At 68.5% G+C, this 20475-nt stretch carries 20 protein-coding genes; 10 read left to right on the forward strand and 10 right to left on the reverse strand.

The window, feature by feature from the left end; all coding sequences use genetic code 11:
* Positions 1–18: 18 nt before the first annotated feature.
* Together P6144_RS08370 and P6144_RS08375 are read right to left on the reverse strand one after the other, a co-directional pair.
* The gene (locus P6144_RS08370; RefSeq protein ID WP_277767278.1) at positions 19–1251 is read right to left on the reverse strand and encodes an MFS transporter; all 1233 of its coding nucleotides are present in this window, start codon (positions 1249–1251) and stop codon (positions 19–21) included.
* Positions 1252–1329: 78 nt separating this feature from the next.
* Complete coding sequence (locus P6144_RS08375; protein ID WP_277767279.1) at positions 1330–2208, reverse strand: hypothetical protein; 879 nt, start codon at positions 2206–2208, stop codon at positions 1330–1332.
* 132 nt (positions 2209–2340) lie between these two features.
* On the opposite strand from P6144_RS08375, the gene P6144_RS08380 reads away from it, so the two are divergent.
* Entirely contained in the window at positions 2341–3519 is a 1179-nt protein-coding gene (locus tag P6144_RS08380; RefSeq protein ID WP_277767280.1) for an MFS transporter, read from the forward strand.
* Here the strand turns inward: P6144_RS08380 and nhaA are convergent.
* Complete coding sequence (nhaA, locus tag P6144_RS08385) at positions 3420–4631, reverse strand: Na+/H+ antiporter NhaA (RefSeq protein ID WP_277767281.1); 1212 nt, start codon at positions 4629–4631, stop codon at positions 3420–3422. The genes P6144_RS08380 and nhaA overlap by 100 nt on opposite strands.
* Positions 4632–4683: 52 nt before the next feature.
* On the opposite strand from nhaA, the gene P6144_RS08390 reads away from it, so the two are divergent.
* Positions 4684–6117: a DUF389 domain-containing protein gene (locus P6144_RS08390; protein ID WP_277767282.1), complete on the forward strand. Its 1434-nt coding sequence runs from the start codon at positions 4684–4686 to the stop codon at positions 6115–6117.
* Here P6144_RS08390 and P6144_RS08395 read toward each other — a convergent pair.
* Positions 6114–7694 (reverse strand): lysine--tRNA ligase, encoded by a 1581-nt coding sequence (locus tag P6144_RS08395; protein WP_277767283.1) that lies wholly within the window; start codon positions 7692–7694, stop codon positions 6114–6116. The genes P6144_RS08390 and P6144_RS08395 overlap by 4 nt on opposite strands.
* A gap of 59 nt (positions 7695–7753) precedes the next feature.
* On the opposite strand from P6144_RS08395, the gene P6144_RS08400 reads away from it, so the two are divergent.
* The 5 genes from P6144_RS08400 (at position 7754) to P6144_RS08420 (ending at position 13078) form a co-directional block, all read left to right on the forward strand.
* On the forward strand, positions 7754–8335 hold the full coding sequence (locus P6144_RS08400) for a hypothetical protein (protein WP_277767284.1): 582 nt from the start codon (positions 7754–7756) through the stop codon (positions 8333–8335).
* Between the two features lie 103 nt (positions 8336–8438).
* Positions 8439–9281, forward strand: a complete 843-nt coding sequence (locus tag P6144_RS08405; RefSeq protein ID WP_277767285.1) for an AraC family transcriptional regulator — start codon at positions 8439–8441, stop codon at positions 9279–9281.
* A gap of 64 nt (positions 9282–9345) precedes the next feature.
* On the forward strand, positions 9346–9777 hold the full coding sequence (locus P6144_RS08410) for a hypothetical protein (protein ID WP_277767286.1): 432 nt from the start codon (positions 9346–9348) through the stop codon (positions 9775–9777).
* 56 nt (positions 9778–9833) lie between these two features.
* The gene (locus P6144_RS08415; RefSeq protein ID WP_277767287.1) at positions 9834–12533 is read left to right on the forward strand and encodes an ATP-dependent DNA helicase; all 2700 of its coding nucleotides are present in this window, start codon (positions 9834–9836) and stop codon (positions 12531–12533) included.
* Positions 12534–12544: 11 nt separating this feature from the next.
* Positions 12545–13078 carry a histidine phosphatase family protein gene (locus tag P6144_RS08420; RefSeq protein WP_277767288.1) on the forward strand — a complete coding sequence of 178 codons (534 nt, stop codon included), beginning with the start codon at positions 12545–12547 and terminating at the stop codon, positions 13076–13078.
* A 1-nt stretch (position 13079) separates the two neighbouring features.
* Here P6144_RS08420 and P6144_RS08425 read toward each other — a convergent pair whose 3' ends face one another.
* Genes P6144_RS08425 through rpmF form a run of 5 tightly spaced genes read right to left on the reverse strand, consistent with a single transcriptional unit; the run spans position 13080 to position 16090 of the window.
* Positions 13080–13442, reverse strand: a complete 363-nt coding sequence (locus tag P6144_RS08425) for a MerR family transcriptional regulator (protein ID WP_277767289.1) — start codon at positions 13440–13442, stop codon at positions 13080–13082.
* 11 nt (positions 13443–13453) lie between these two features.
* Positions 13454–13828 carry an integration host factor subunit alpha gene (locus P6144_RS08430; protein WP_277767290.1) on the reverse strand — a complete coding sequence of 125 codons (375 nt, stop codon included), beginning with the start codon at positions 13826–13828 and terminating at the stop codon, positions 13454–13456.
* A gap of 39 nt (positions 13829–13867) precedes the next feature.
* Positions 13868–14839, reverse strand: coding sequence for a beta-ketoacyl-ACP synthase III (locus P6144_RS08435; protein ID WP_277767291.1), 972 nt, complete (start codon positions 14837–14839; stop codon positions 13868–13870).
* A gap of 10 nt (positions 14840–14849) precedes the next feature.
* On the reverse strand, positions 14850–15881 hold the full coding sequence (gene plsX, locus P6144_RS08440; RefSeq protein ID WP_277767292.1) for a phosphate acyltransferase PlsX: 1032 nt from the start codon (positions 15879–15881) through the stop codon (positions 14850–14852).
* 29 nt (positions 15882–15910) lie between these two features.
* The gene (rpmF, locus tag P6144_RS08445) at positions 15911–16090 is read right to left on the reverse strand and encodes a 50S ribosomal protein L32 (protein WP_277767293.1); all 180 of its coding nucleotides are present in this window, start codon (positions 16088–16090) and stop codon (positions 15911–15913) included.
* 183 nt (positions 16091–16273) lie between these two features.
* On the opposite strand from rpmF, the gene P6144_RS08450 reads away from it, so the two are divergent.
* Positions 16274–16702, forward strand: a complete 429-nt coding sequence (locus tag P6144_RS08450; RefSeq protein ID WP_277767294.1) for an MAPEG family protein — start codon at positions 16274–16276, stop codon at positions 16700–16702.
* Here P6144_RS08450 and P6144_RS08455 read toward each other — a convergent pair.
* Positions 16699–17361: an MBL fold metallo-hydrolase gene (locus tag P6144_RS08455; RefSeq protein ID WP_277767295.1), complete on the reverse strand. Its 663-nt coding sequence runs from the start codon at positions 17359–17361 to the stop codon at positions 16699–16701. The two genes, P6144_RS08450 and P6144_RS08455, sit on opposite strands and share 4 nt — an antisense overlap.
* An 80-nt stretch (positions 17362–17441) precedes the next feature.
* Between P6144_RS08455 and pabB the strand changes: the two genes are divergently transcribed.
* Positions 17442–19202, forward strand: coding sequence for an aminodeoxychorismate synthase component I (pabB, locus tag P6144_RS08460; RefSeq protein ID WP_277767296.1), 1761 nt, complete (start codon positions 17442–17444; stop codon positions 19200–19202).
* Positions 19203–19251: 49 nt separating this feature from the next.
* The gene (locus tag P6144_RS08465; protein WP_277767297.1) at positions 19252–20451 is read left to right on the forward strand and encodes a pyridoxal phosphate-dependent aminotransferase; all 1200 of its coding nucleotides are present in this window, start codon (positions 19252–19254) and stop codon (positions 20449–20451) included.
* Positions 20452–20475 lie beyond the last annotated feature (24 nt).

Consider the following 20475-nt stretch of genomic DNA (forward strand, 5'->3'; position numbering starts at 1 on the left):
CCTTTTCTTTGGCGCCGCTCAATCCGCCGGCAGCGGCGGCACCGGCACTTCGGGTATCGGCAGCGGCGGGATGCGGACCAGCCGCCAGGCCAGGACCAGCGCCGCCAGCGTGAGCAGCGCGGTATAGGCCACCACGCCGGTCCAGCCGCCGCCGCTCCACGCCATGCCGCCCACCGATCCCAGCACGCTCGATCCCAGATAATAGAAGAACAGGTAGAAGGCCGCCGCCTGGCCGCGGCTCACCAGCGCGCGCCGCCCCACCCAGCTCGAGGCGATCGAGTGCGCGCCGAAAAAGCCGATCGTCGCCACGGCGATGCCGCCGATCATCGCGACCAGCGACGATGCCGCGGTCAGCGCCAGCCCGCCGAGCAGCAGCAGGATCGGGATATGGAAGATCCGCCGCCGCCCGTGCCGCTCGGCCAGCAGCCCGAAGCGTGCCGAGCTCGCCGATCCCAGCACATAGAGCAGGAACACCGCGCCGATCGCGGCATGGCTCAGCGAGAAGGGCGGCGCCATCAGCCGGAAGCCGGCATAGTTGTAGAGCGTGACGAACACGCCCATCAGCACGAACGCCTCGCCATAGAGCAGCCGCAGCGCCGGGTCGCCAAGCAGCCCGCGCGCGCTCGCGAGCACGGCGCCGGGCCGGATCTCCTGCGGCGTGAAGCGGCGCGACGGCGGCGCCAGCCGGCGAAAGCCTTCCGCCATGCCCAGCGCGACCAGTCCCACCGCCACCAATGCCCAGCGCCAGCCGGCAAAATCGGTGATCACCGCGATGCCGAGCCGCCCGACCATCCCGCCAAAGGCATTGCCGGCGATGTAGAGCCCCATCGCCGGTCCCACCGACAGGGGCTCGATCTCCTCGCTGATATAGGCCATCGCCACCGCCGGCACCCCGGCCAGCGCCATGCCGGTGAGCAGCCGCAGCGCCAGCAGGCCGTGCCAGCCGGGCACCAGCGCCGTTCCCAGCGTCAGCATCGCGGCGGCGAACATCGCGCAGACCATCAGCGGACGCCGGCCGAACCGGTCGGATAGCGGCCCGGCAAACAGGATCATCACCGCCAGGGGGCCGGTTGCGATCGACACGGCCAGGCTCGATTCCGCTGCGCTCAGCCGGAATTCCTGCGCGAACAGCGGCAGCAGCGGCTGCAGCGAATAGAGCAGCGAGAAGCTGGCAAAGCCCGCGAACAGCATCGCGAGGGTCAGGCGCCGATATTCTGGGGTGGCGCGGGAATAGCCGCCGGTTCTGGTCATGGTCCGCCACAGCCTTTGCGCTGATCTGGCGCACGGCGCACCTGCATTTTTCGCAGCTGCTCGGCCGTGGTCGGCAAGTCAGCGCGGCGGCGCAGTGCCGATTACCGGCACGTTCAGCGCCTTGCGCAGGCTGTCGGGAATCAGTGCCGGGGCGAAGGGCTGCTGCGTCGTTTTCCCCTGCCGCGCCTGATATTGCGTGCCGAAGATCTGCGGCTGCCCGCTCGTCTGGAGATAGCGATCGAGCGTCGCCGCTGCGATCCAGCCGGCCGGATAGCCGCGCGTGCCTGCCGCCAGCGCCAGTGCGTGCGCCAGCAGATAATCGTCCGGCGTATCGCCATGCTGGAACAGGAAGGCGGCGTGATAATAGTCCGCTCCGCTTTCGAGTGCTCCGACATCGAGCAATTCCCGCGCCCGTGCCCGCCGCTTCCGATCCTCGGCCTCGATCCGGGCATGATCGGCATGATCCCAATCCTCGCGCGCCTTCTGGTCGGCATCGAACAGCGCGGTCATCTCGGCATTGGTCGTCCAGTGGCGATCGAGCGGATAGCTGGCCTGGGGATCGAAGCGGATCAGCCGTTCGTCCGGTTCGGCACGGTCCAGCACGAACTCGGCTTCGAACGGCAACCAGCGCAGCCGCGCCGTGCCGTCCGCAAGCAGGCGAAAGCGCATCTGGTCGTCCTTGCCGGTGGCGAAGGTCAGCGCCCCGTCGGGATCCTGCCGGATCTCGCGCAGCGGCGCCGATTTCACACCGCGCAAGTCGGTAAAGACCGTCAGATTCCCGTCCACCGTGAAATGCTCGGGCGAGGAAAGCGTGCCGCGCCACTCGCCGGACGCCTGTTCCAGCTTCAACAGCATCACCACGCGGCCATGCGAGCGCACCGCCCAGTTTCCCGCAGCATCGGCGGCAAGTGCGGGAACGGCGAGGACCAGAGCCAGGAAAAGCGTGAGCAGGCGCATGCGAAAACTCCCTCGCACTGGTCCTGTTCGCCGATTTGGGCAGCAACACGGCCCCGCATGCATTTCCTGCATGCGTCGGTTGCGCCGAGCAGGCGTTGACGCTGCGTTGCAGCATGGCCAAGGGATTGGCTGATGCACGCCCCCGCACCCACCCATTCGCACAATGTCGGCCTCGTTCATTTCGCCCTGGCGATGGGCGGGTTCGCGATCGGCACCACCGAATTCGCGACGATGAGCCTGGTGCCCTATATGGCGCAGGGGCTCGGGATCGATGCGCCCACCGCCGGCCATGTCATCAGCGCCTATGCGCTCGGCGTTGTGGTCGGCGCGCCGCTGATCGCCGTCGCAGGCGCCAGGCTGTCGCGCCGGCTGCTGCTGATCCTGTTGATGGGCGCCTTCGCGCTGTTCAACACGCTGAGCGCGGCCGCGCCCAACTATCACTGGCTGCTGCTGTTCCGTTTCCTCTCGGGCCTGCCGCACGGCGCCTATTTCGGCATCGCCGCGCTGGTCGCCGCCTCGCTGGTGCCGGTCAACAAGCGCTCCCAGGCGGTCGGGCGGATGATGCTCGGGCTCACCGTGGCGACGATCCTCGGCGTGCCTCTCGCCAACTGGCTGGGCCAGGCGGTGGGCTGGCGTTGGGGCTTCGTCGTCGTCGGTGTGCTCGCGCTGGCGACGGTGGCGCTGGTCGCGGCGCTGGCTCCGCGCGATCCCGCGCCCAAACATGCCAGCCCGCTCAAGGAACTCGGCGCGCTCGCCAATGGCCAGGTGTGGCTCACGCTCGGGATCAGCGCGATCGGCTTTGGCGGCATGTTCTGCGTCTATACCTATGTCGCCTCGACCATGCTCGAAGTGACCCGGGCACCGGCGAGCATGATCCCTCTGGTGCTGGCGGTGTTCGGCATGGGCGCGACGCTGGGCAGCATCATCGTGCCCAAATTCGCCGATCGCGCGCTGATGCCCACTGCCGCGGTGTTGCTGCTCGGCAGCGCCGTCGCGCTCGCCTTCTATTCGCTCGCGGCGCACGCGCTGTGGAGCATCGCGCTCGATATCTTCGCGATCGGCTTCCTCGGCGCGCTCGGCGCCGTGCTGCAGACCCGGCTGATGGACGTTGCCGGCGAGGCGCAGGGGCTCGCGGCTTCGCTCAACCATTCGGCGTTCAACACCGCCAACGCGCTCGGCCCCTGGCTGGGTGGCCTCGCGATCGCGGCGGGCTATGGCTGGACGTCGACCGGCTGGGTCGGCGCGTTGCTATCGCTCGGCGGGTTCGCGGTGCTGGTGGTCGCGGTGCTGGTCGAGCGCAGCAGCAGGTAACCGGCCAGCGCCGACAGGATCGATCCGGCGAGCACGCCGATCTTCACTTCGTCGCCCAGCGTCGCGTCGCCCGGAAAGGCGAGGCCGCCGATGAACAGGCTCATCGTGAAGCCGATCCCGGCGAGCAGCGCCATGCCATAGATCTGGCGCCAGCGCGCGCGCGGCCGGGGCGCGATCCCGGTCTTCACTGCCAGCCAGATGCTGCCAAACACGCCGATCTGCTTGCCGAGGAACAGGCCGAGCGCCACGCCGAGCGGCAGCGGGGCGAGCAGTATTTCCGGACCCATCCCGGCCAGCGACACGCCGGCATTGGCGAAGCCGAACAGCGGCACGATGCCGAAGGCGACCCAGGGGTTGAGCGCATGTTCGAGCCGGTGGGCAGCGGCGCGCGGGATCATCATCGCGGTCGCCACGCCGGCGATGGTCGCATGCACGCCCGATGCATAGACGGCGAGCCACAGCAGCACGCCCAGCACCAGATAGGGCGCCAGCCGCTTCACCCCGGCCCGGCCCAGCGCATACATGCAGACCAGCGCGATGCCGGCACCGAGCAGCGCCATCAGGTTGAGCTTGGCGGTATAGGCGACGGCGATGATAAGCACCGCGCCCATATCGTCGACGATCGCGATGGTGGTGAGCAGCAGCTTGAGCGACGCCGGTGCCCGCTTGCCGAGCAGGCCGAGCAGCCCCATCGCAAAGGCGATGTCGGTCGCCGCCGGGATCGCCCAGCCGCGGCTCAGCCCCGGCGTGGTGCCGGCGATGGCGAGATAGACCAGGGCGGGCACGGCCATGCCGCTCGCCGCCGCGATCACCGGCAGCCGGCGCTGCGACCAGCTGGCGAGCTGGCCCTCGGTCACCTCTGCCTTGATCTCCAGCCCGACGAGCAGGAAGAAGACCGCCATCAGCGCATCGTTGATCCAGCCATGGAGGCTGAGCGGTCCCAGTTCCACGTGGAGCAGGTGGAAATAGTCGGTGGCGAGCGGTGAATTGGCGACGATCAGCGCCAGCGCCGAAGCGAGCATCAGCAGGATTCCGCCGGCGGCCTCGCTCTCCAGGAACGCGCGCAGCCGGATCTTCAGATGGGGCTGCGGGGTTGGATCGGGCGCGGTCATGCCTGATCTCTATGGGGTGGATGTTGCGGTGCAAAGCCCTTACCGGACGCAAATGGACAGCAAGGCTATGCCGCACGGGCGCGCGACGCCCTGGCGCTGGTGGAACCGGGTCGTGGTCGGTTCGGTGGATCATGGCGCGGTGCTCGCGCGGGTGCAGGGTGATTCCGGGTTCAGCGGGCGCTACGGCTTCCTCGTCGTCATCTCGGGCCTGATCGCGATCCTGGGATTGCTGCTCTCCTCGCCGGCAGTGTTGATCGGCGCGATGCTGATCTCGCCGCTGATGGGGCCGATCATCGGCCTCGGCTTCGGCATCGCCACCTTCGACCTTGCCGAGATCCGCCGTGCCGGCATCGCGCTCGCGATCGGCGCGGGGATCGCGGTGCTGCTCACCGCCGGCTTCGTCGCGCTGTCGCCGGTGCAGACGGTGACGGCCGAGATTGCTGCGCGCACCAAGCCCAATCTGTTCGATCTGCTCGTCGCGCTGCTCTCGGCGCTCGCCGGTGCCTATGCGCTGATCCGCGGCCGGGGCGAGACGGTGGTCGGCGTCGCCATCGCGATTGCGCTGATGCCGCCGCTTGCCACGGTCGGCTTCGGCGTCGCCACCTGGAATGCCACTGTCGCCGGCGGGGCGCTGCTCCTGTTCCTCACCAACATGGTGACGATCGCGCTCACGGCCGCGGTGACGGCGCGGCTCTACGGCTTTGGCAGCCATCTCTCGCCGGCGCAGACCCGGCTGCAGGGCGTGCTGATCCTCGCCGGCATGGCTGCGCTCGCGGTGCCGCTGGGCTTCGCGCTCAAGCAGATCGCCTGGGAGGCGGTCGCGCAGCGCCAGATCCAGGGTGCGATCCGCGCGAGCTTCCCGCGCGAGGCCCGGATCAGCCAGCTCGACATCGATTTCCAGCGCCGGCCCGAGCGGGTGCGCGCCGTGGTCTTCACCCCCGATTTCCGTGCCCAGGCCGATGCGCAGCTTGCCGTCGCGCTCGCCACCGCGTTCGGCCATCCGGTCGATGTCCATGTCGATCAGGTCCAGGTCGGCGGCGAGCAGGGCGCCAGCGAAACGGCGCAGCTCGCCGCGGCCGCCCAGCCGGCGGAGGACAAGCAGCCTGACAAGGATCTGCGCGGCCGCTTGGCGCTGCTCGCCGGCGTGGCGGAGGATCAGCTCGCGCTCGATCCCGTCACTCGCCATGCCCAGGTCCGCGCCGCGCCGCTCCCCGGCGCCACGCTCGCCAGCTACCGCGCGCTCGAGCAGCGCGCTGCCGCGATCGATCCGGACTGGACGGTCCACCTGGTCCCGCCTGCGGGCGCGCTTCCCGGCGCCGACGATCTCGATACCGCGATCTGGGCGGCCCGGCGCCTCGACCTGCCGATCGCAGTGACCGGCCGCGGCGCGGAAGCCGTGGTCGAGAAGCTCGAGGCGGCCGGCGTCACCGCGACGCGCCAGCCCGGCAACGCCGCCACCGTCACGCTACGCTGGCAGGCGCCCTAGGCGGCCTTGGCGAGGGCTTCCGCGATCAGCTTGCGGCTGTTCTCGATCCCGTAGAGCGCGATGAAGCTGCCCATGCGCGGCCCCTGCTCGCTGCCGAGCAGCGTCTCGTAGAGCGCCTTGAACCAGTCGCGCAGATTCTCGAACGCGTCGGTCTTGCCGATCTCATAGACGATGTTCTGGATATCCTCGGCCGAGGCGTTCTCGGGCAGCTCGCCCAGCTGCGCGTCGAGCTGGCGCAGCGCGCCCGCTTCGGCTTCGCTCGGCGCCCGGCGTTGCAAGGTCGGCTCGACGAAGTCCTTCGCATAGCGGATCGCATAGCCGACCATCCGGTCGAGCTCGGGATGCGATTCGGGCGACAGGTCGGGCGAATAGCGGCGCAGGAAGCCCCAGATCGTCTCGCGATTGCCCACGCCCGGCAGGCTGACCAGGTTGAGCAGCAGCCCGAAGGTCACCGGCAGCGTCTCGGCCGGCACCTTGCCGTTATGGATATGGTGGACCGGATTGCCGAGCTTCTGCGCGATCTCCTGCGTCGGGTAATTGGCGCGGAACTGCCAATATTCCTCGATCGCACGCGGGATCAGCCCCAGGTGCAGCGACTTCGCCTTCTTGGGCTCGCGATAGATGTAGAAGGCCAGGCTCTCGTCGGGGCCATAGGTCAGCCATTCCTCGATGGAGAGGCCATTGCCCTTGGACTTGGAGATCTTCTCGCCCTTGGCGTCGAGGAACAGCTCGTAGATCAGCCCCTCGGGCTTCCGCCCGCCAAGCACCTGGGCGATCTTGCCGCTCTGCACGCCGCTGTCGATCAGGTCCTTGCCGTACATCTCGTAATCGACGCCCAAAGCCGCCCAGCGCATGCCCCAGTCGGGCTTCCACTGGAGCTTGGCCTGGCCGCCGAAGATCGACTGCTCGATCACGTCGCCCTCATCCTCGAAGCGGATGATCCCCGCCTCGGCGTCGACGACTTCCACCGGCACCTGAAGGACGATGCCGCTCTTCGGGCTCACCGGCAGCACCGGCGAATAGGTCGCCTGACGCTCCGCCCGGAGAGTCGGCAGCATCACGTCCATGATCGCCTGGTAATTGCGCAGCACCTTGCGCAGCGTCTCGTCGAAGCGGCCCGAGCCATAATAGTCGGTCGACGAGGCGAATTCATATTCGAAGCCGAAGCGATCGAGGAATTCGCGCAGCATCGCGTTGTTGTGCGCGGCGAAGCTCTCGAACTTCTCGAACGGATCGGGGATGCGCGACAGCGGCTTGCCGAGATGCTGGGCGAGCAGCGCCTGGTTCGGCACATTGTCGGGCACCTTGCGCAGCCCGTCCATGTCGTCGCTGAACGCGATCAGCCGCGTCTTGTGGCCGGTCATCTCCTCATAGGCGTGGCGCACCATGGTGGTGCGCAGCACTTCCTGGAAGGTACCGATATGCGGCAGGCCCGAGGGGCCGTATCCGGTCTCGAACAGCACCGGCGATCCGTCGGGCTTGCCGTCCGGATAGCGTTTCACCAGCTTGCGCGCTTCTTCGTACGGCCAGGCCTTGGACTCGAGCGCCGCTGCGCGCAGGATGGTGTCGTCTGTCATGATCGGTCGCGCGTGCGCGAATGGCTGCGTTTTTGCAAGTTCTTGAGGGGGCGGGAACGATGGAAAGCGATATCACCGCGGGACTCTCTCAGAGCAATCGCGCCGCGCTTGCCGCCGAATTGCTGCCGGGGGAGACGCTGCGCTGGGCCGCCGAGCCCAGCTCGGGCATGCGCGTCGCCGGATTCGCGATCTGGCTGGTGGCGATACCCTTTGTCGGATTCGGGCTGCTGTGGACCGGGCTGACCCTGCTCCCCCTGCTGCTCGGCGCGCCCGAGCGCATGACCTGGCTGGGGATCGTCGCCGCGCTGTTCGGCCTGCCCTTTCTCGGCGTCGGGCTGATCGCGCTCTGGAAGCCCTTCTCGCTGCGCAAGGCGGCGGACAACACCGTCTTCGCCTTCACCGACCGGCGGCTCATCCGCCTCCAGCACGGCAAGACCCGGAGCGTATCCGAAGTGCCGATGGAGTCGATCGGCAGCGTCGACATGGTCGAATATTCGGACGGCTCGGGCACGCTGACCATCCAGGCGCTCGGCCCGCCCGAGCCGAGCGGCCAGCGCCGACCGATCGTGCTCTACCAGCTGATGGGGGTCAAGGATGTCGCCCGGGCGCGGGCGCTGCTGCGCGAGCGCACCGCCGCGTAAAAGCGCAAGATCGGTCGAGCGCGCCCTGCCCGCGCGCGGCTAGCTGATGCCGCCACGCAAGGAAGGAATGATGACGGCGGCGCTTCGGAACTATCGTGCCAGGATGCAGCGGGTGCTGGACCATATCGACCAGAACCTCGATGCGCCGCTGGACCTGGAAACGTTGAGCCGCGTCGCGGCCTTCTCCAAGTTCCATTTCCACCGGCAGTTCGCGGCGACCTTCGGCCTGTCGGTGCATCGCTATGTCCAGCTCGCCCGCATGAAGCGCGCCTCGCAGCGGCTTGTCTCGGGTGCGGGGGAGAGCGTCACCGATATCGCGATGGATGCCGGCTACGACGCGCCCGACGCCTTTGCCCGCGCCTTTCGCCAGAGGTTCGGGCAAACGCCTTCGTCCTTCCGAAAGTCTCCCGATTGGGAGCCGTGGCTTGCGGCCTTCGGGCCAGTCGAAAATGCCAGGAGCAAGCTCATGCAGACAACCTATACCGCGGACGACGTGACCATCCGCGAAGTCCCCGCCACGCCGGTGGCGATCCTCGAGCATCGCGGCGACCGTGCGGGGCTGCCCGATACGATCCAGCGCTTCATCGCCTGGCGAAAGGCGGCCGGCCTGTCGCCCGAGACCAGTCCGACCTTCACGGTCTTCCGCTCCGAGCGGGAACCCGCGAACCCGGACGACTATGCCATGGATCTCTGCGTGGGGACCGATCGGCCGCTCGGCGCGGACGAAGCGATGAAGGCCGGCATGATCCCCGCCGGGCGCTGCGCCGTGCTGCGCGTCAACGGCGCCTCGCACAACATGGAGCCCGACGCGCTCTATCTCTATCGCGAGTGGTTGCCGGCCAGCGGCGAGGAAGCGGGCGACTTCCCCATCTATTGCCGGCGCCATTTTTCTCCGGCGCCCGAGGTGGCGCAGGTGTTCGCCGAACTCTACCTCCCGCTCAAATAGCGGTGGGCGGCGCGCTGGCGGTTCCCCCTTCCAATGTAGGATTTCGTCTGGGATAGACTCGTCGATGGACGAGTCGCAGCAAATCCTCCTCCCGCATTTCACCCCCGTGCCGATGGCGCGCAACCGCAAGGACGGGTGGACGCCGGCGCGCCAGCGCATCTTCCTCGCCGCGCTTTCGACCACCGGCCTCGTCGCGCGTGCGGCCAGGGCGGCGGAGATGGGCGTCACCTCTGCCTATGCCCTGCGCAAGCGCAAGGGGGCCGAGAGCTTCGCCGCCGCCTGGGATCAGGTCGAGCGCGAGGCGCGGGAGCGCGCGCTGGCCTGGGTCATCGAGCATGTGACCAACGGCGAGACCGTCCCGCGCTTCTATCGCGGCCGCTTCATCGGCACGGTCCACCGCGTCGACCGCAGGGTGATGCTCGCCGCCGTCCGCACGCTGTTCGCCGAACCGCCGCCGCGGCGCCAACCGGATTGCCCTCAAATCAAAGTGAAATGATTTGCCGCGACTCCCTTCACTTTGGCGGGCAAGCGCGGCTAGAACGAAAGGCGTACATGCTGCCCTATCCCGCCCTCCACGCCAGCCATGGCGGCGTCTGGCTCGCCACGCCGGAGGGGGAAACGCGCGCGATCGGCCGCGGCGAGGCGATCCGGCTGGCCGCCGATACCCCGGTGATCCTGCTCAACGCGCCGCTGATCGGCCAGCGGCTCGGCTATGCCGAGCTTTCGGGGCTCGATCTGCTCGAGCTGTTCGCCTTTCTCCGCCCGGCCAGCTTCATGGTGCCCACGCCCAAGGGCCTGGCGCGCGTCACCAGCCTCGCGCCGCCGGCGACCGATACCGAGGTCGCCGATTTCCTGCGCCGCGCCGCCGAGAAGCTGCTCGCCCTGCCCGCGGGCGACTGGCCCGAGCGCGAAGGCGCCTGGCACGCCGCGCAATCGCTGTTCCGGCTGCGCTGGCCCTGGGCGCCGGCGGTCAGCCAGGCGATCGCCAAGCCCGAGCGTGCCGAGCGCTGGCTGTTCTCGAAGCTGCCCGAATGGAGCGAGCAGCCGCCGCGCGTGCCGCCGCGCACCATTACGCTCGCCGATTCGGAAGTCGCCGATCGCCTTGCCCGGCTCACCGGCAGCGGTGCCGAGCAGCGCCAGGGCCAGCGCGACTATGCCGCTGCCGCCGCCGGCGCCTTCGCCCCGCGCGACATGCGCGATTCGCCCAACCTGGTGCTGGCCGAGGCGGGTACCGGCATCGGCAAGACCTTGGGCTATCTCGCCCCCGCCTCGCTCTGGGCCGAGCAGGCCGGCGGCGCGGTCTGGGTCTCCACCTTCACCAAGGCGCTGCAACGTCAGCTCGGCCACGAAGGCGAGCGGCTGGTCCCCGATCCCGAAGCGCGCCGGAAGAAGATCGTCACCCGCAAGGGCCGCGAGAATTATGTCTGCCTGCTCAATCTGGAGGATGCGCTCCAGGGCGGGTTCGCGGGCCGCGCGGCGATCCTCGCTCAGCTGGTCGCGCGCTGGGCCGCCTATACTGCCGATGGCGACATGGTCGGCGGCGATCTGCCCGGCTGGCTCCCCACCCTGTTCCGCCGCAACGGCTCGACTGCGCTCACCGATCGGCGCGGCGAGTGCATCTATGCCGGCTGCCCGCATTACCGGAAATGCTTCATCGAGCGCGCCGCCCGCGCCTCGGCCGACGCGGACATCGTCATCGCCAATCATGCGCTGGTGATGGTCAATGCCGCGCGGGGGCGTGAGACCGCGAACCGACCCACCCGCTATGTCTTCGACGAGGGGCATCATCTGTTCGATGCCGCCGATGCGATGTTCGCCGCCGCACTGACGGGTCAGGAATCGATCGAGATCCGCCGCTGGGTGACGGGCCCCGAATCGGGCTCGCGCGGCCGGCGCCGGGGCCTGGCCGCGCGCCTGTCCGATGTCGCCAGCTATGACGAGGAAGGCGGCCGGGCGATCGCCGAGGCGGTCGATGCCGCGCGCGCGCTGCCCAGCGACGGCTGGCTCCAGCGGCTGAACGAAGGCGAGCCCTTCGGCCCGGTCGAGCATCTCCTCGCCGCGGTGCGCGGGCTGGTCTATGCGCGCGACACCAATGGCGCCGCCGATGCCGGCTATGGGCTCGAGACCGAGCTGGCCGAACCCGATGCGGCTCTGGTCGAGGCGGCCGGCCCTGCCGGTGAGGCGCTCGACGCCCTGCTCCGCCCGCTCGTCCATCTCGGCCGCCGCCTGGAAGCGGTGCTCACCGAAGCGCCCGACTGGATGGACGGCCCTGCCCGCGCCCGCATCGAAGGCGCGGTCGCCTCGCTCGGCTGGCGCGCCGATACCGTCGGCGCCTGGCTGGCGCTGATCGCCCGGATCGGCGGCCCGGCCGATTCTGCGTTCGTCGACTGGCTGGCGGTCGATCGGGTCGAGGGGCGCGAATATGATGTCGGGCTGCATCGCCATTGGCTCGATCCCTCCAAGCCCTTTGCCGAGACCGTGCTCAAACAGGCACATGGCGCGCTGGTCACCTCGGCAACGCTGCGCGCCGGCGGCGATTGGGACGTGGCCGAGGCGCGCTCGGGCGCGGTCCATCTGATGCGCCCGGCCCAGCGCTTCGAAGCGGTCAGCCCGTTCAACTATGCCGAGCAGGCCGAAGTGCTGATCGTCACCGATGTGAAGCGCGGCGACATGCCCGCGCTCGCCAATGCCTATGCCCGGCTGATCGTCGCGGCGGAGGGCGGCACGCTCGGGCTGTTCACGGCGATTCGCCGGCTGCGCGCGGTCCATGCCCGCATTGCCGATCGGCTGGCGCGCGAGGGGCTGCCCTTGCTCGCCCAGCATGTCGACCCGATCGACACCGGCACGCTGGTCGACATCTTCCGCGATGATCCGCGCGCCTCGCTGCTCGGCACCGATGCATTGCGCGACGGGGTGGACGTGCCCGGCGATTCGCTGCGGCTGGTGGTGATGGAGGGCGTGCCCTGGCCCAAGCCCAGCGTGCTCCATGCCGCGCGGCGGCTGGCCGGCGGCGGCACCGCCTATGACGATCGCATCGTTCGCGCCCGCCTCGCCCAGGCGTTCGGCCGGCTGATTCGCCGGGCCGATGATCGCGGCACCTTCGTTCTGCTCTCCGCCGCCAGCCCGTCGCGGCTGCTCGACAGCTTTCCCCCGGGCACGCGCGTCTCCCGGGTCACGCTCGATCAGGCCGTCGAGCGGGTTCGGCTTTCCTTGGCCGCCAAGCTGGGGCAAGAGGCCCCCGCGAACGCCTGACCGGGGATTCCATGAAGACGCTCACGCTGCTCCGCCATGCCAAATCGGGTTGGGACGATCCGGTCGCCCGCGATTTCGATCGTCCGCTCAATCCCAAGGGCCAGCGTGCCGCCGCGATGATGGGGCGCCATCTCCGGACCGAGGGGCTCGAGTTCGATCACGTCCTCGCCTCGCCCGCGGTTCGCGTGGTCGAGACGCTGGCGCAGGTCGCCACCGGCTATGGCAGCGATCTCGCGCCGCATTGGGACCAGCGGCTCTATCTCGCCTCGGCGGGCACCTTGCTCGATCTGGTGCACGAGCTGCCCGACGGCGCCGATCGCGTGCTGTTCTCGGGGCACAATCCCGGGCTCGAGGAACTGGTGTTGCTGCTCGCCGGCGAGAATGGCCTGCGCGATTCGGTCGAAGTGAAGTTCCCCACCGCGAGCCTGGCCGAGATGCGCTTCGCGGTGGATCGCTGGGCCGATGTGAAGCCGGGCGCCGGCGCGCTGCTCCGCTTCACCCGCCCGCGCGACCTCGATCCCACGCTGGGACCGGACTACAACTAGCTCAGCTGTCCTCGTCCAGCGCCTGGGCGAGCGAATCGCGGAGTGCCTGCAGCCCGGTCTTGTCCTCGCCGCCGGGTGCGGCCGTCCCCGCCGCGGCGCGGGCGGCGCGGCTGCCCTTCTCCGCCGCGAGCAGCTTCTGCACGCCGCGGATGGTGTAGCCCTGGTTGGAGAGAAGGTCGTGGATGCGCCGCACCAGCGCGACGTCCTCGGGCCGGTAGTAGCGGCGATTGCCGGCCCGGGTGAGCGGGCGGAGCTGGGGAAAGCGCGTTTCCCAATAGCGCAGGATGTGCTGCGGCCGCCCGATCTCCTGGGCAAGCTCGCCGATCGTCCGAAGGGCGCCAGCAGCCTTTTCGGCCCCCGGCATGGCCTTGCCTGTTACCCTGCCGAGACGATGCGGTCGCGCATCATCTGGCTTGCACGGAAAGTGAGGACACGGCGCGGCGCGATCGGCACCTCGACGCCGGTCTTGGGGTTGCGGCCCACCCGCTCGCCCTTGTCGCGCAGGATGAAGCTGCCGAAGCCCGAGATCTTGACGTTCTCGCCTTTGGCCAGCGCTTCGCACATATGGCTGAGGATCTGCTCGACCAGCCGCGCGGCGTCGGCGCGCGAGAGTCCAACCTCGCGGTGCAGCGATTCGGCGAGATCGGCTCTGGTCAGCGTGCCCGCGGCCGTCATGCGGCAACTCCCCCTTGAGTTGGTCTGTGTCCAGTTCGTCGTATCAGATTGTTTCGACACAGCAAACGGGAACATTATGGTTCCGGAACGATTATCTGCGTTTTTGCGCAGGCTTCAGAAGCGCACCACCGCGGCGCCCCAGGTGAAGCCACCGCCCATTGCTTCCAATACCAGCAAGTCTCCTTGCTGGATACGCCCGTCCCGCACTGCGGTGTCTAGCGCGAGCGGCACCGAGGCGGCGGAAGTGTTGGCATGCTGGTCGACGGTGATGATCACCTTCTCCGCCGGCAGGTCGAGCTTGCGCGCAGTCGCATCGAGGATGCGGGCATTGGCCTGGTGCGGCACCACCCAGTCGACATCCTTGGCTTCCAGTCCGGCCATGGCGAGCGATTCGGCCATCACCGTGGCGAGGTTCACCACGGCGTGGCGGAACACCTCGCGGCCCTTCATCCGCACCTTGCCCACGGTCTGGGTGGTCGAGGGGCCGCCATCGACATAGAGCAGGTCGTTGTAGCGGCCATCGGCGTGCAATTTGGTTGCGAGGATGCCGCGGCCGCCTTCGTCCAACGAGTCCTGCGCCTCAAGCACGATCGCGCCCGCCCCGTCGCCGAACAGCACGCAGGTCGCGCGGTCTTCCCAGTCGAGGATGCGGCTGAACGTCTCGGCGCCGATCACCAGCGCCCGCTTGTGGACGCCGGCGCGCAGCATCGAATCGGCCACCTGCACCGCATAGAGGAAGCCCGAGCAGACCGCGGCGACGTCGAACGCCACGCAGTCGTCGATGCCGAGCATCGCCTGCACCTTGGTGGCGGTGGCCGGGAAGGTCTGGTCCGGCGTCGCGGTGGCGAGGACGATCAGGTCGATGTCCGCCGCCGTGGTGCCTGCCTTGGCGAGCGCGGCCTTGGCGGCCTCGGCGGCCAGCGTGCCGGTGGTCTCGTCCGGGCCGGCGATGTGGCGGAAGCGGATGCCCGTGCGCTCGACGATCCACTCGTCGCTCGTTTCCACTTCCTGGGCGAGTTCGGCGTTGGAAACGCGGCGGGGCGGCAGGGCGGAACCGGTACCGATGATGACGGAACGCAGGGTCATCTCAAACTATCTACGCCGCCTTTGCTTCGAAGTTCCCGAGATCCTCGGCGATGCGGCGATTGAGATCGTCGCGCAGCATCTTGGCCGCGAAGCCGATCGCAGTGTCGACGCCGAGTTCGTTGGCGCTGCCATGGCTCTTCACGACGATGCCGTTGAGGCCGAGGAAGACTGCACCATTATGGTTGTTGGGATCGAGATGCGTGCGCAGCAGCTCGGTTGCCGGTTTGGAGATCAGGAAGCCGATCTTCGAGCGGGTCGAGCTCTGGAAGGCGCGGCGCAGCAGGTCCGCGACGAAGCGGGCGGTGCCTTCAACCGTCTTGAGCGCGATATTGCCCGAGAAGCCGTCGCACACGATCACGTCGACATCGCCGCGCGAAAGCTTGTTGCCTTCGATGAAGCCCTTGAAGTCGAGGCGCAGATGATCTGCCTTACGCAGTTCGGCCGCGGCGTCGCGGATCGAGTCGGTGCCCTTCATGTCCTCGGTGCCGATGTTGAGCAGCGCCACCCGCGGGTTCTGCAGGTCGAGCGCGGTGCGCGCATAGGCGGCGCCCATCACGGCGAACTGGACGAGGTTGCGCGCATCGACTTCCGTATTGGCGCCGAGGTCGAGCATCACCGTGTCGTTCTCGCCGAGCGTCGGCATCAGCGCGGCGAGCGCCGGCCGGTCGATTCCCGGCATGGTGCGCAGCGACAGCTTGGCCATCGCCATCAGCGCCCCGGTATTGCCCGAGGAGACGGCGGCGCCAGCCTTGCCCTGCTTCACCAGGTCGATGGCGATTCCCATCGACGTGGTCTTGGCACGCCGAATCGCCGCGCTCGGCTTCTCTTCCGAGGCGACGACGTCCGGTGCATGGACGATTTCGGAGGCGGCCGTCAGGTTCGGGTGGTTCTTCAGACCCTCGCGGATCTGCGCCTCGTCACCGACGAGGATGAACTCCATGCCCTCGAACCGGCGGCGCGCGCGGGCGACACCGGCGAGCATCACCGCAATTCCCTCGTCACCGCCCATCGCATCGACGGCGATTCGAGAGGAATTCGTCATGCCCGCATGCCCCCGCGCGTTTCGACCAATCAGTCTTCGGCCGAAACGATCTCGCGGCCGTTATAGTGGCCGCACGAACCGCACAGCACGTGCGGGCGCTTCAGCTCGCCACAGTTCGGGCATTCCTGGAACGCCTGCGGAACCAGGGCGTCATGAGCGCGACGCATGCCACGCCGCGACGGCGTAGTCTTTCTCTTGGGAACGGCCATTTCGGCACCTTCTAACGAAACAAAAGTCAAAATCGCGATACGCCCGCACGGCCCAGCGGGCAAGCGACGGAAGCTCCGGCGCTCGCCGGACCAGCGGACGGTCACGAAAGCGAGTGCGCGCCTATAGCGATTCTTGCGGGGGAAGCAAGTGCGTGGCAGGTCGGCAGGACAAGGGGACCCATAATGATTTTTCTTCCTGTCACGCTCAGCGCCGCCGGCGCCGCCGCCCTGCTCAATTTCTGGCTCGGCGCGCGAATCATCCGCATTCGCCTGTCCAACAAGATCCTGCACGGCGAAGGCGCGCAGGGCGAGCTGACGACTCGGATGCGCGCGCATCTGAACTTCACCGAATATGCGCCGCTCACGCTGATCCTGATCGCCCTGATCGAGCTGGCGACCGGATCGAGCATCTATCTCTGGGGGCTCGCCGCCGCCTTCCTGCTCGGCCGCGCGCTCCATGCGATCGGCATGGTCGGCCCGATCTGGGCGCGCCAGGCCGGCATGCTGCTCACCTTCGTGCCGATGCTGCTGCTCGCCAGCTACGCGATCTATCTCGGCGCCCAGCCGCAGCCGGCGCCCACCGCCGTCTTCAAGATCGGCCCGAAGGGCTAGGCCTTCGCCAGCACCGAATCGGCCACGAACGGATTGGTCTTCCGTTCATGGCCGAAATTGCTGAGCGGCCCGTGCCCGGGGACGAAGGTCGTGTCGTCCCCCAGCGGCCATAGCCGCTCGACGATCGCGTCGAGCAGGTCCTGATGGTTGCCCAGCGGGAAGTCGGTGCGGCCGATCGATCCCTGGAACAGCACGTCGCCCACGGTCGCGAACTTCGATTCGGGATGGTGGAACACGACATGGCCCGGCGTGTGGCCGGGGCAGTGATAGACGTCGAGGGTCAGGTTGCCGACGGTGACCTGGTCGCCCTGCTCCAGCCAGCGATCGGGCTCGAACACGGTGCCGCGGATGCCGTATTTCCGGCCGTCCTCGTCGAGCCGCGATATCCAGAAGCGATCGGCCTCATGCGGCCCTTCCAGCGGCACGCCCAGTTCCTTGGCGAACTCGCCGGCGGCGCCGCAATGATCGATATGGCCATGGGTGACGAGGATCTTCTCGATCGTCACGCCCGCCTGCTTCGCCGCCGCGCGCAGCTTCTCCAGGTCGCCGCCCGGATCGACGAATGCGCCGCGCATCGTCTCGGTGCACCACAGGAGCGTGCAATTCTGCTGGAGCGGGGTGACCGGGATCACCGCGGCGCGCATCGGGGGATTTGCCATGGCGCCGAGATAGGCGGCGGTGCCTCATGCCGCAACACGGGCTTGCCGTGGCGTGCGCGGGGTTGCATGCGGGGCACGGCATGAACCTGCCCGATACTCCCTTCGTCCTGCTCGACGATGCCCGGCCCGGCGGCGCCGGCGCCCGGCTGTTCCACACGCCGGCAGGCGCGGTGCGCGCCGATTCGCCCGAAGAGATGGAGCGCGCTTTCCGGGGGATGGAGCTGTGGTTCGATCACGGGTTCAACCTTGCCGGCTTCTGCTCCTACGAAGCCTCGCCCGGGATCGAGCCGCATGCCGTTGCCCAGCGCGGCACCGGCCCCTGCCTGTGGTTCGGCATCTTCTCGCTGGTCGATCGCGTCGATGCCGAAGCGCTGCTCCCCGATCCGGCGGGCGCCTGGGCCGGTGCGCCGGTGCCCCGGATCACTGCCGCTGCCTATCGCGGCCAGTTCGATCGCGTCGCCGACTATATCCAGGCGGGCGACATCTATCAGGCCAACCTCACCTTCCGCGCCGATGTCCCCTTTGCCGGCCACCCGGCCGCGCTCTACGCGCTGCTCCGCCGCCGTGCCGCCGCCGGCCACAGCGCGCTCGTCTTCACCGGGAGCGAGTGGGTGCTGTCCTTCTCCCCCGAGCTGTTCTTCGACTATGATGAGAACAGGGAAGGCATCACCGTGCGCCCGATGAAGGGCACCGCGCGGCGCGGGGCGACCCCGGCAGAGGATGATGCGATCGCCGCGGCGCTGGCCGCCGATCCCAAGCAGCGCGCCGAAAATCTGATGATCGTCGATCTGATGCGCAACGATCTCACCCGCCTTGCCCAGCCGGGCACGGTCAAGGTGCCGTCGCTGTTCCAGGTCGAGCGCTACCCCACCGTCCACCAGATGGTCTCCACCGTCACCGCCTACCCGGGCGCCGAGGCGGGGCCGATCGAAGTGCTGGCGGGGTTGTTCCCCTGCGGCTCGGTCACCGGCGCGCCCAAGCTGCGCGCGATGCAGGTGATCGCCGAGGTCGAGCAGGATCCGCGCGGCATCTATACCGGGGCGATCGGCGCGATCGACAAGGACGGCGACGCCAATTTCAACGTGGCGATCCGCACCCTCACCATCGATCAGGGGGCGACACGCGCGCTGCTCGGGTTAGGATCGGGCGTGGTTGCCGATTCGAACGCCGCCGAGGAATGGGACGAGTGCCTGGCCAAGGGCGCGTTCGTCACGGCCGGCGAGACTGCGTTCGACCTGATCGAGACGATGCGCTTCGATCCGCTCGCCGGGCTGGTGCTGCTCGAACGGCACCTGGCGCGGATGAAGGCCAGCGCCCAGGTCTTCGGCTTCGAATTCGATCGGCATGCGGCGCGCAACGAGCTTCAGGCCGCCACCTTCCGCCTTCGCGCGCCTGCGCGGGTGCGGCTGCTGCTCGCCCCCTCGGGCGCCATCGCCATCGGCATCGCGCCGCTGCCCGAAGCGCCCGCCGGCCCGGTCGAGGTGGCGATCCAGCCGCGCAAAGTCGCGCGGGACGACTTTCGCCTGGTCCACAAGACCAGCCGCCGCGCCTTTTACGACGAGGCGCGCAAGGCTTCGGGCGCCTGGGAAGTGGTGTTCACCGATGCCGAGGGCCATCTCACCGAGGGCAGCTTCACGTCGATCTTCGTCGAGCGCGACGACGGCATGCTCGTCACCCCGCCGCTGGCCCGCGGCCTGCTCCCCGGCGTGCTGCGCGCCGAGCTGATCGAGAGCGGCCGCGCGGTCGAGGGCGATCTCACCCCCGCCGATCTCGAAGGCGGTTTCTACGTCGGAAACGCGCTTCGTGGACTGGTTTCAGCCGTAACGGTTGCGAAAGCCTAGAACGGGGTCCTATAGGCGCGCCGTCTCCCTCACCGGAAAAGGCGTACTCATGCAGACCTCGGCCGCGCTCAATCGCATCCAGCCCTCCGCCACGCTCGCGATGACGAGCAAGGTGTTCGAGCTGAAGCGCCAGGGGATCGACGTGATCGGCCTGGGTGCCGGCGAGCCCGATTTCGACACGCCCGACTTCGTCAAGGAAGCCGCGATCGAGGCGATCCGCGCGGGCAAGACCAAATACACCAATGTCGACGGCACGCCCGAGCTCAAGCAGGCGATCATCGCCAAGTACGCGCGCGACAATGGCCTCACCTATGCCGAGAACCAGATCAGCGTGAACTCGGGCGGCAAGCACACCCTGTTCAACGCCTTCTGCGCGACGATCGACGCGGGCGACGAAGTGATCGTGCCGGCGCCCTATTGGGTCAGCTATCCCGACGTGGTCGAGTTCGCCGGCGGCAAGCCGGTCTTCATCTCGGCCGGCGCCGAGCAGGGCTACAAGATCAAGCCCGAGCAGCTCGAGGCCGCGATCACCGCCAAGACCAAGTGGGTGGTGCTCAACTCGCCGTCCAACCCGACCGGCGCCGCCTATTCGGCCGCCGAGCTTAAGGCGATCGGCGAGGTGCTCGAGCGGCACCCGCATGTGCTGATCTATGCCGACGACATGTACGAGCACATTCTGTACGACGGCTTCGAATTCGCCACGATCGCGCAGGTCTGCCCGTCGCTCACCGATCGCGTGCTCACCGCCAATGGCGTGTCCAAGGCCTATGCGATGACCGGCTGGCGCATCGGTTACGCGGGTGGCCCGGCATGGCTGATCAAGGCCATGGGCAAGCTCCAGTCGCAGTCGACCTCCAACCCGTGCAGCATCTCGCAGGCGGCCTCGGTCGCGGCGCTGAACGGCGACCAGAGCTTCCTCAAGGAGCGCGTCGCCGCCTTCCAGGGCCGCCGCGATCTCGTCGTCTCGATGCTCAACCAGATCAACGGCATGACCTGCCCGCGTCCGGAAGGCGCCTTCTACGTCTATCCCGAGTTCAGCCAGCTGATCGGCAAGACCACGCCCAAGGGCCAGGTGATCACCACCGACGAGGAAATGGTCGGCTATCTGCTCACCGAAGCGCGCGTCGCGGCGGTGCACGGCGCGGCCTTCGGCTTCTCGCCGGCGCTGCGGATCAGCTATGCGACGTCGGACGCGCTGCTCACCGAAGCCTGTGGTCGCATCCAGGAAGCCTGCGCGGCCTTGCGCTGAGCCTCCGGGCGTACGACATTGCGG

It is taken from the genome of Sphingomonas sp. HITSZ_GF (assembly GCF_029543155.1).
In the GTDB taxonomy this organism is placed as follows: Bacteria; Pseudomonadota; Alphaproteobacteria; order Sphingomonadales; family Sphingomonadaceae; genus Sphingomonas.

Bases quoted from the DNA above. Each gene is read 5' to 3' on its own strand.
- P6144_RS08370 (WP_277767278.1), bottom strand. From the start codon at position 1,251: ATGACCAGAACCGGCGGCTATTCCCGCGCCACCCCAGAATATCGGCGC.
- P6144_RS08375 (WP_277767279.1), bottom strand. From the start codon at position 2,208: ATGCGCCTGCTCACGCTTTTCCTGGCTCTGGTCCTCGCCGTTCCCGCA.
- P6144_RS08380 (WP_277767280.1), top strand. From the start codon at position 2,341: ATGCACGCCCCCGCACCCACCCATTCGCACAATGTCGGCCTCGTTCAT.
- nhaA (WP_277767281.1), bottom strand. From the start codon at position 4,631: ATGACCGCGCCCGATCCAACCCCGCAGCCCCATCTGAAGATCCGGCTG.
- P6144_RS08390 (WP_277767282.1), top strand. From the start codon at position 4,684: ATGGACAGCAAGGCTATGCCGCACGGGCGCGCGACGCCCTGGCGCTGG.
- P6144_RS08395 (WP_277767283.1), bottom strand. From the start codon at position 7,694: ATGACAGACGACACCATCCTGCGCGCAGCGGCGCTCGAGTCCAAGGCC.
- P6144_RS08400 (WP_277767284.1), top strand. From the start codon at position 7,754: ATGGAAAGCGATATCACCGCGGGACTCTCTCAGAGCAATCGCGCCGCG.
- P6144_RS08405 (WP_277767285.1), top strand. From the start codon at position 8,439: ATGCAGCGGGTGCTGGACCATATCGACCAGAACCTCGATGCGCCGCTG.
- P6144_RS08410 (WP_277767286.1), top strand. From the start codon at position 9,346: ATGGACGAGTCGCAGCAAATCCTCCTCCCGCATTTCACCCCCGTGCCG.
- P6144_RS08415 (WP_277767287.1), top strand. From the start codon at position 9,834: ATGCTGCCCTATCCCGCCCTCCACGCCAGCCATGGCGGCGTCTGGCTC.
- P6144_RS08420 (WP_277767288.1), top strand. From the start codon at position 12,545: ATGAAGACGCTCACGCTGCTCCGCCATGCCAAATCGGGTTGGGACGAT.
- P6144_RS08425 (WP_277767289.1), bottom strand. From the start codon at position 13,442: ATGCCGGGGGCCGAAAAGGCTGCTGGCGCCCTTCGGACGATCGGCGAG.
- P6144_RS08430 (WP_277767290.1), bottom strand. From the start codon at position 13,828: ATGTTCCCGTTTGCTGTGTCGAAACAATCTGATACGACGAACTGGACA.
- P6144_RS08435 (WP_277767291.1), bottom strand. From the start codon at position 14,839: ATGACCCTGCGTTCCGTCATCATCGGTACCGGTTCCGCCCTGCCGCCC.
- plsX (WP_277767292.1), bottom strand. From the start codon at position 15,881: ATGACGAATTCCTCTCGAATCGCCGTCGATGCGATGGGCGGTGACGAG.
- rpmF (WP_277767293.1), bottom strand. From the start codon at position 16,090: ATGGCCGTTCCCAAGAGAAAGACTACGCCGTCGCGGCGTGGCATGCGT.
- P6144_RS08450 (WP_277767294.1), top strand. From the start codon at position 16,274: ATGATTTTTCTTCCTGTCACGCTCAGCGCCGCCGGCGCCGCCGCCCTG.
- P6144_RS08455 (WP_277767295.1), bottom strand. From the start codon at position 17,361: ATGGCAAATCCCCCGATGCGCGCCGCGGTGATCCCGGTCACCCCGCTC.
- pabB (WP_277767296.1), top strand. From the start codon at position 17,442: ATGAACCTGCCCGATACTCCCTTCGTCCTGCTCGACGATGCCCGGCCC.
- P6144_RS08465 (WP_277767297.1), top strand. From the start codon at position 19,252: ATGCAGACCTCGGCCGCGCTCAATCGCATCCAGCCCTCCGCCACGCTC.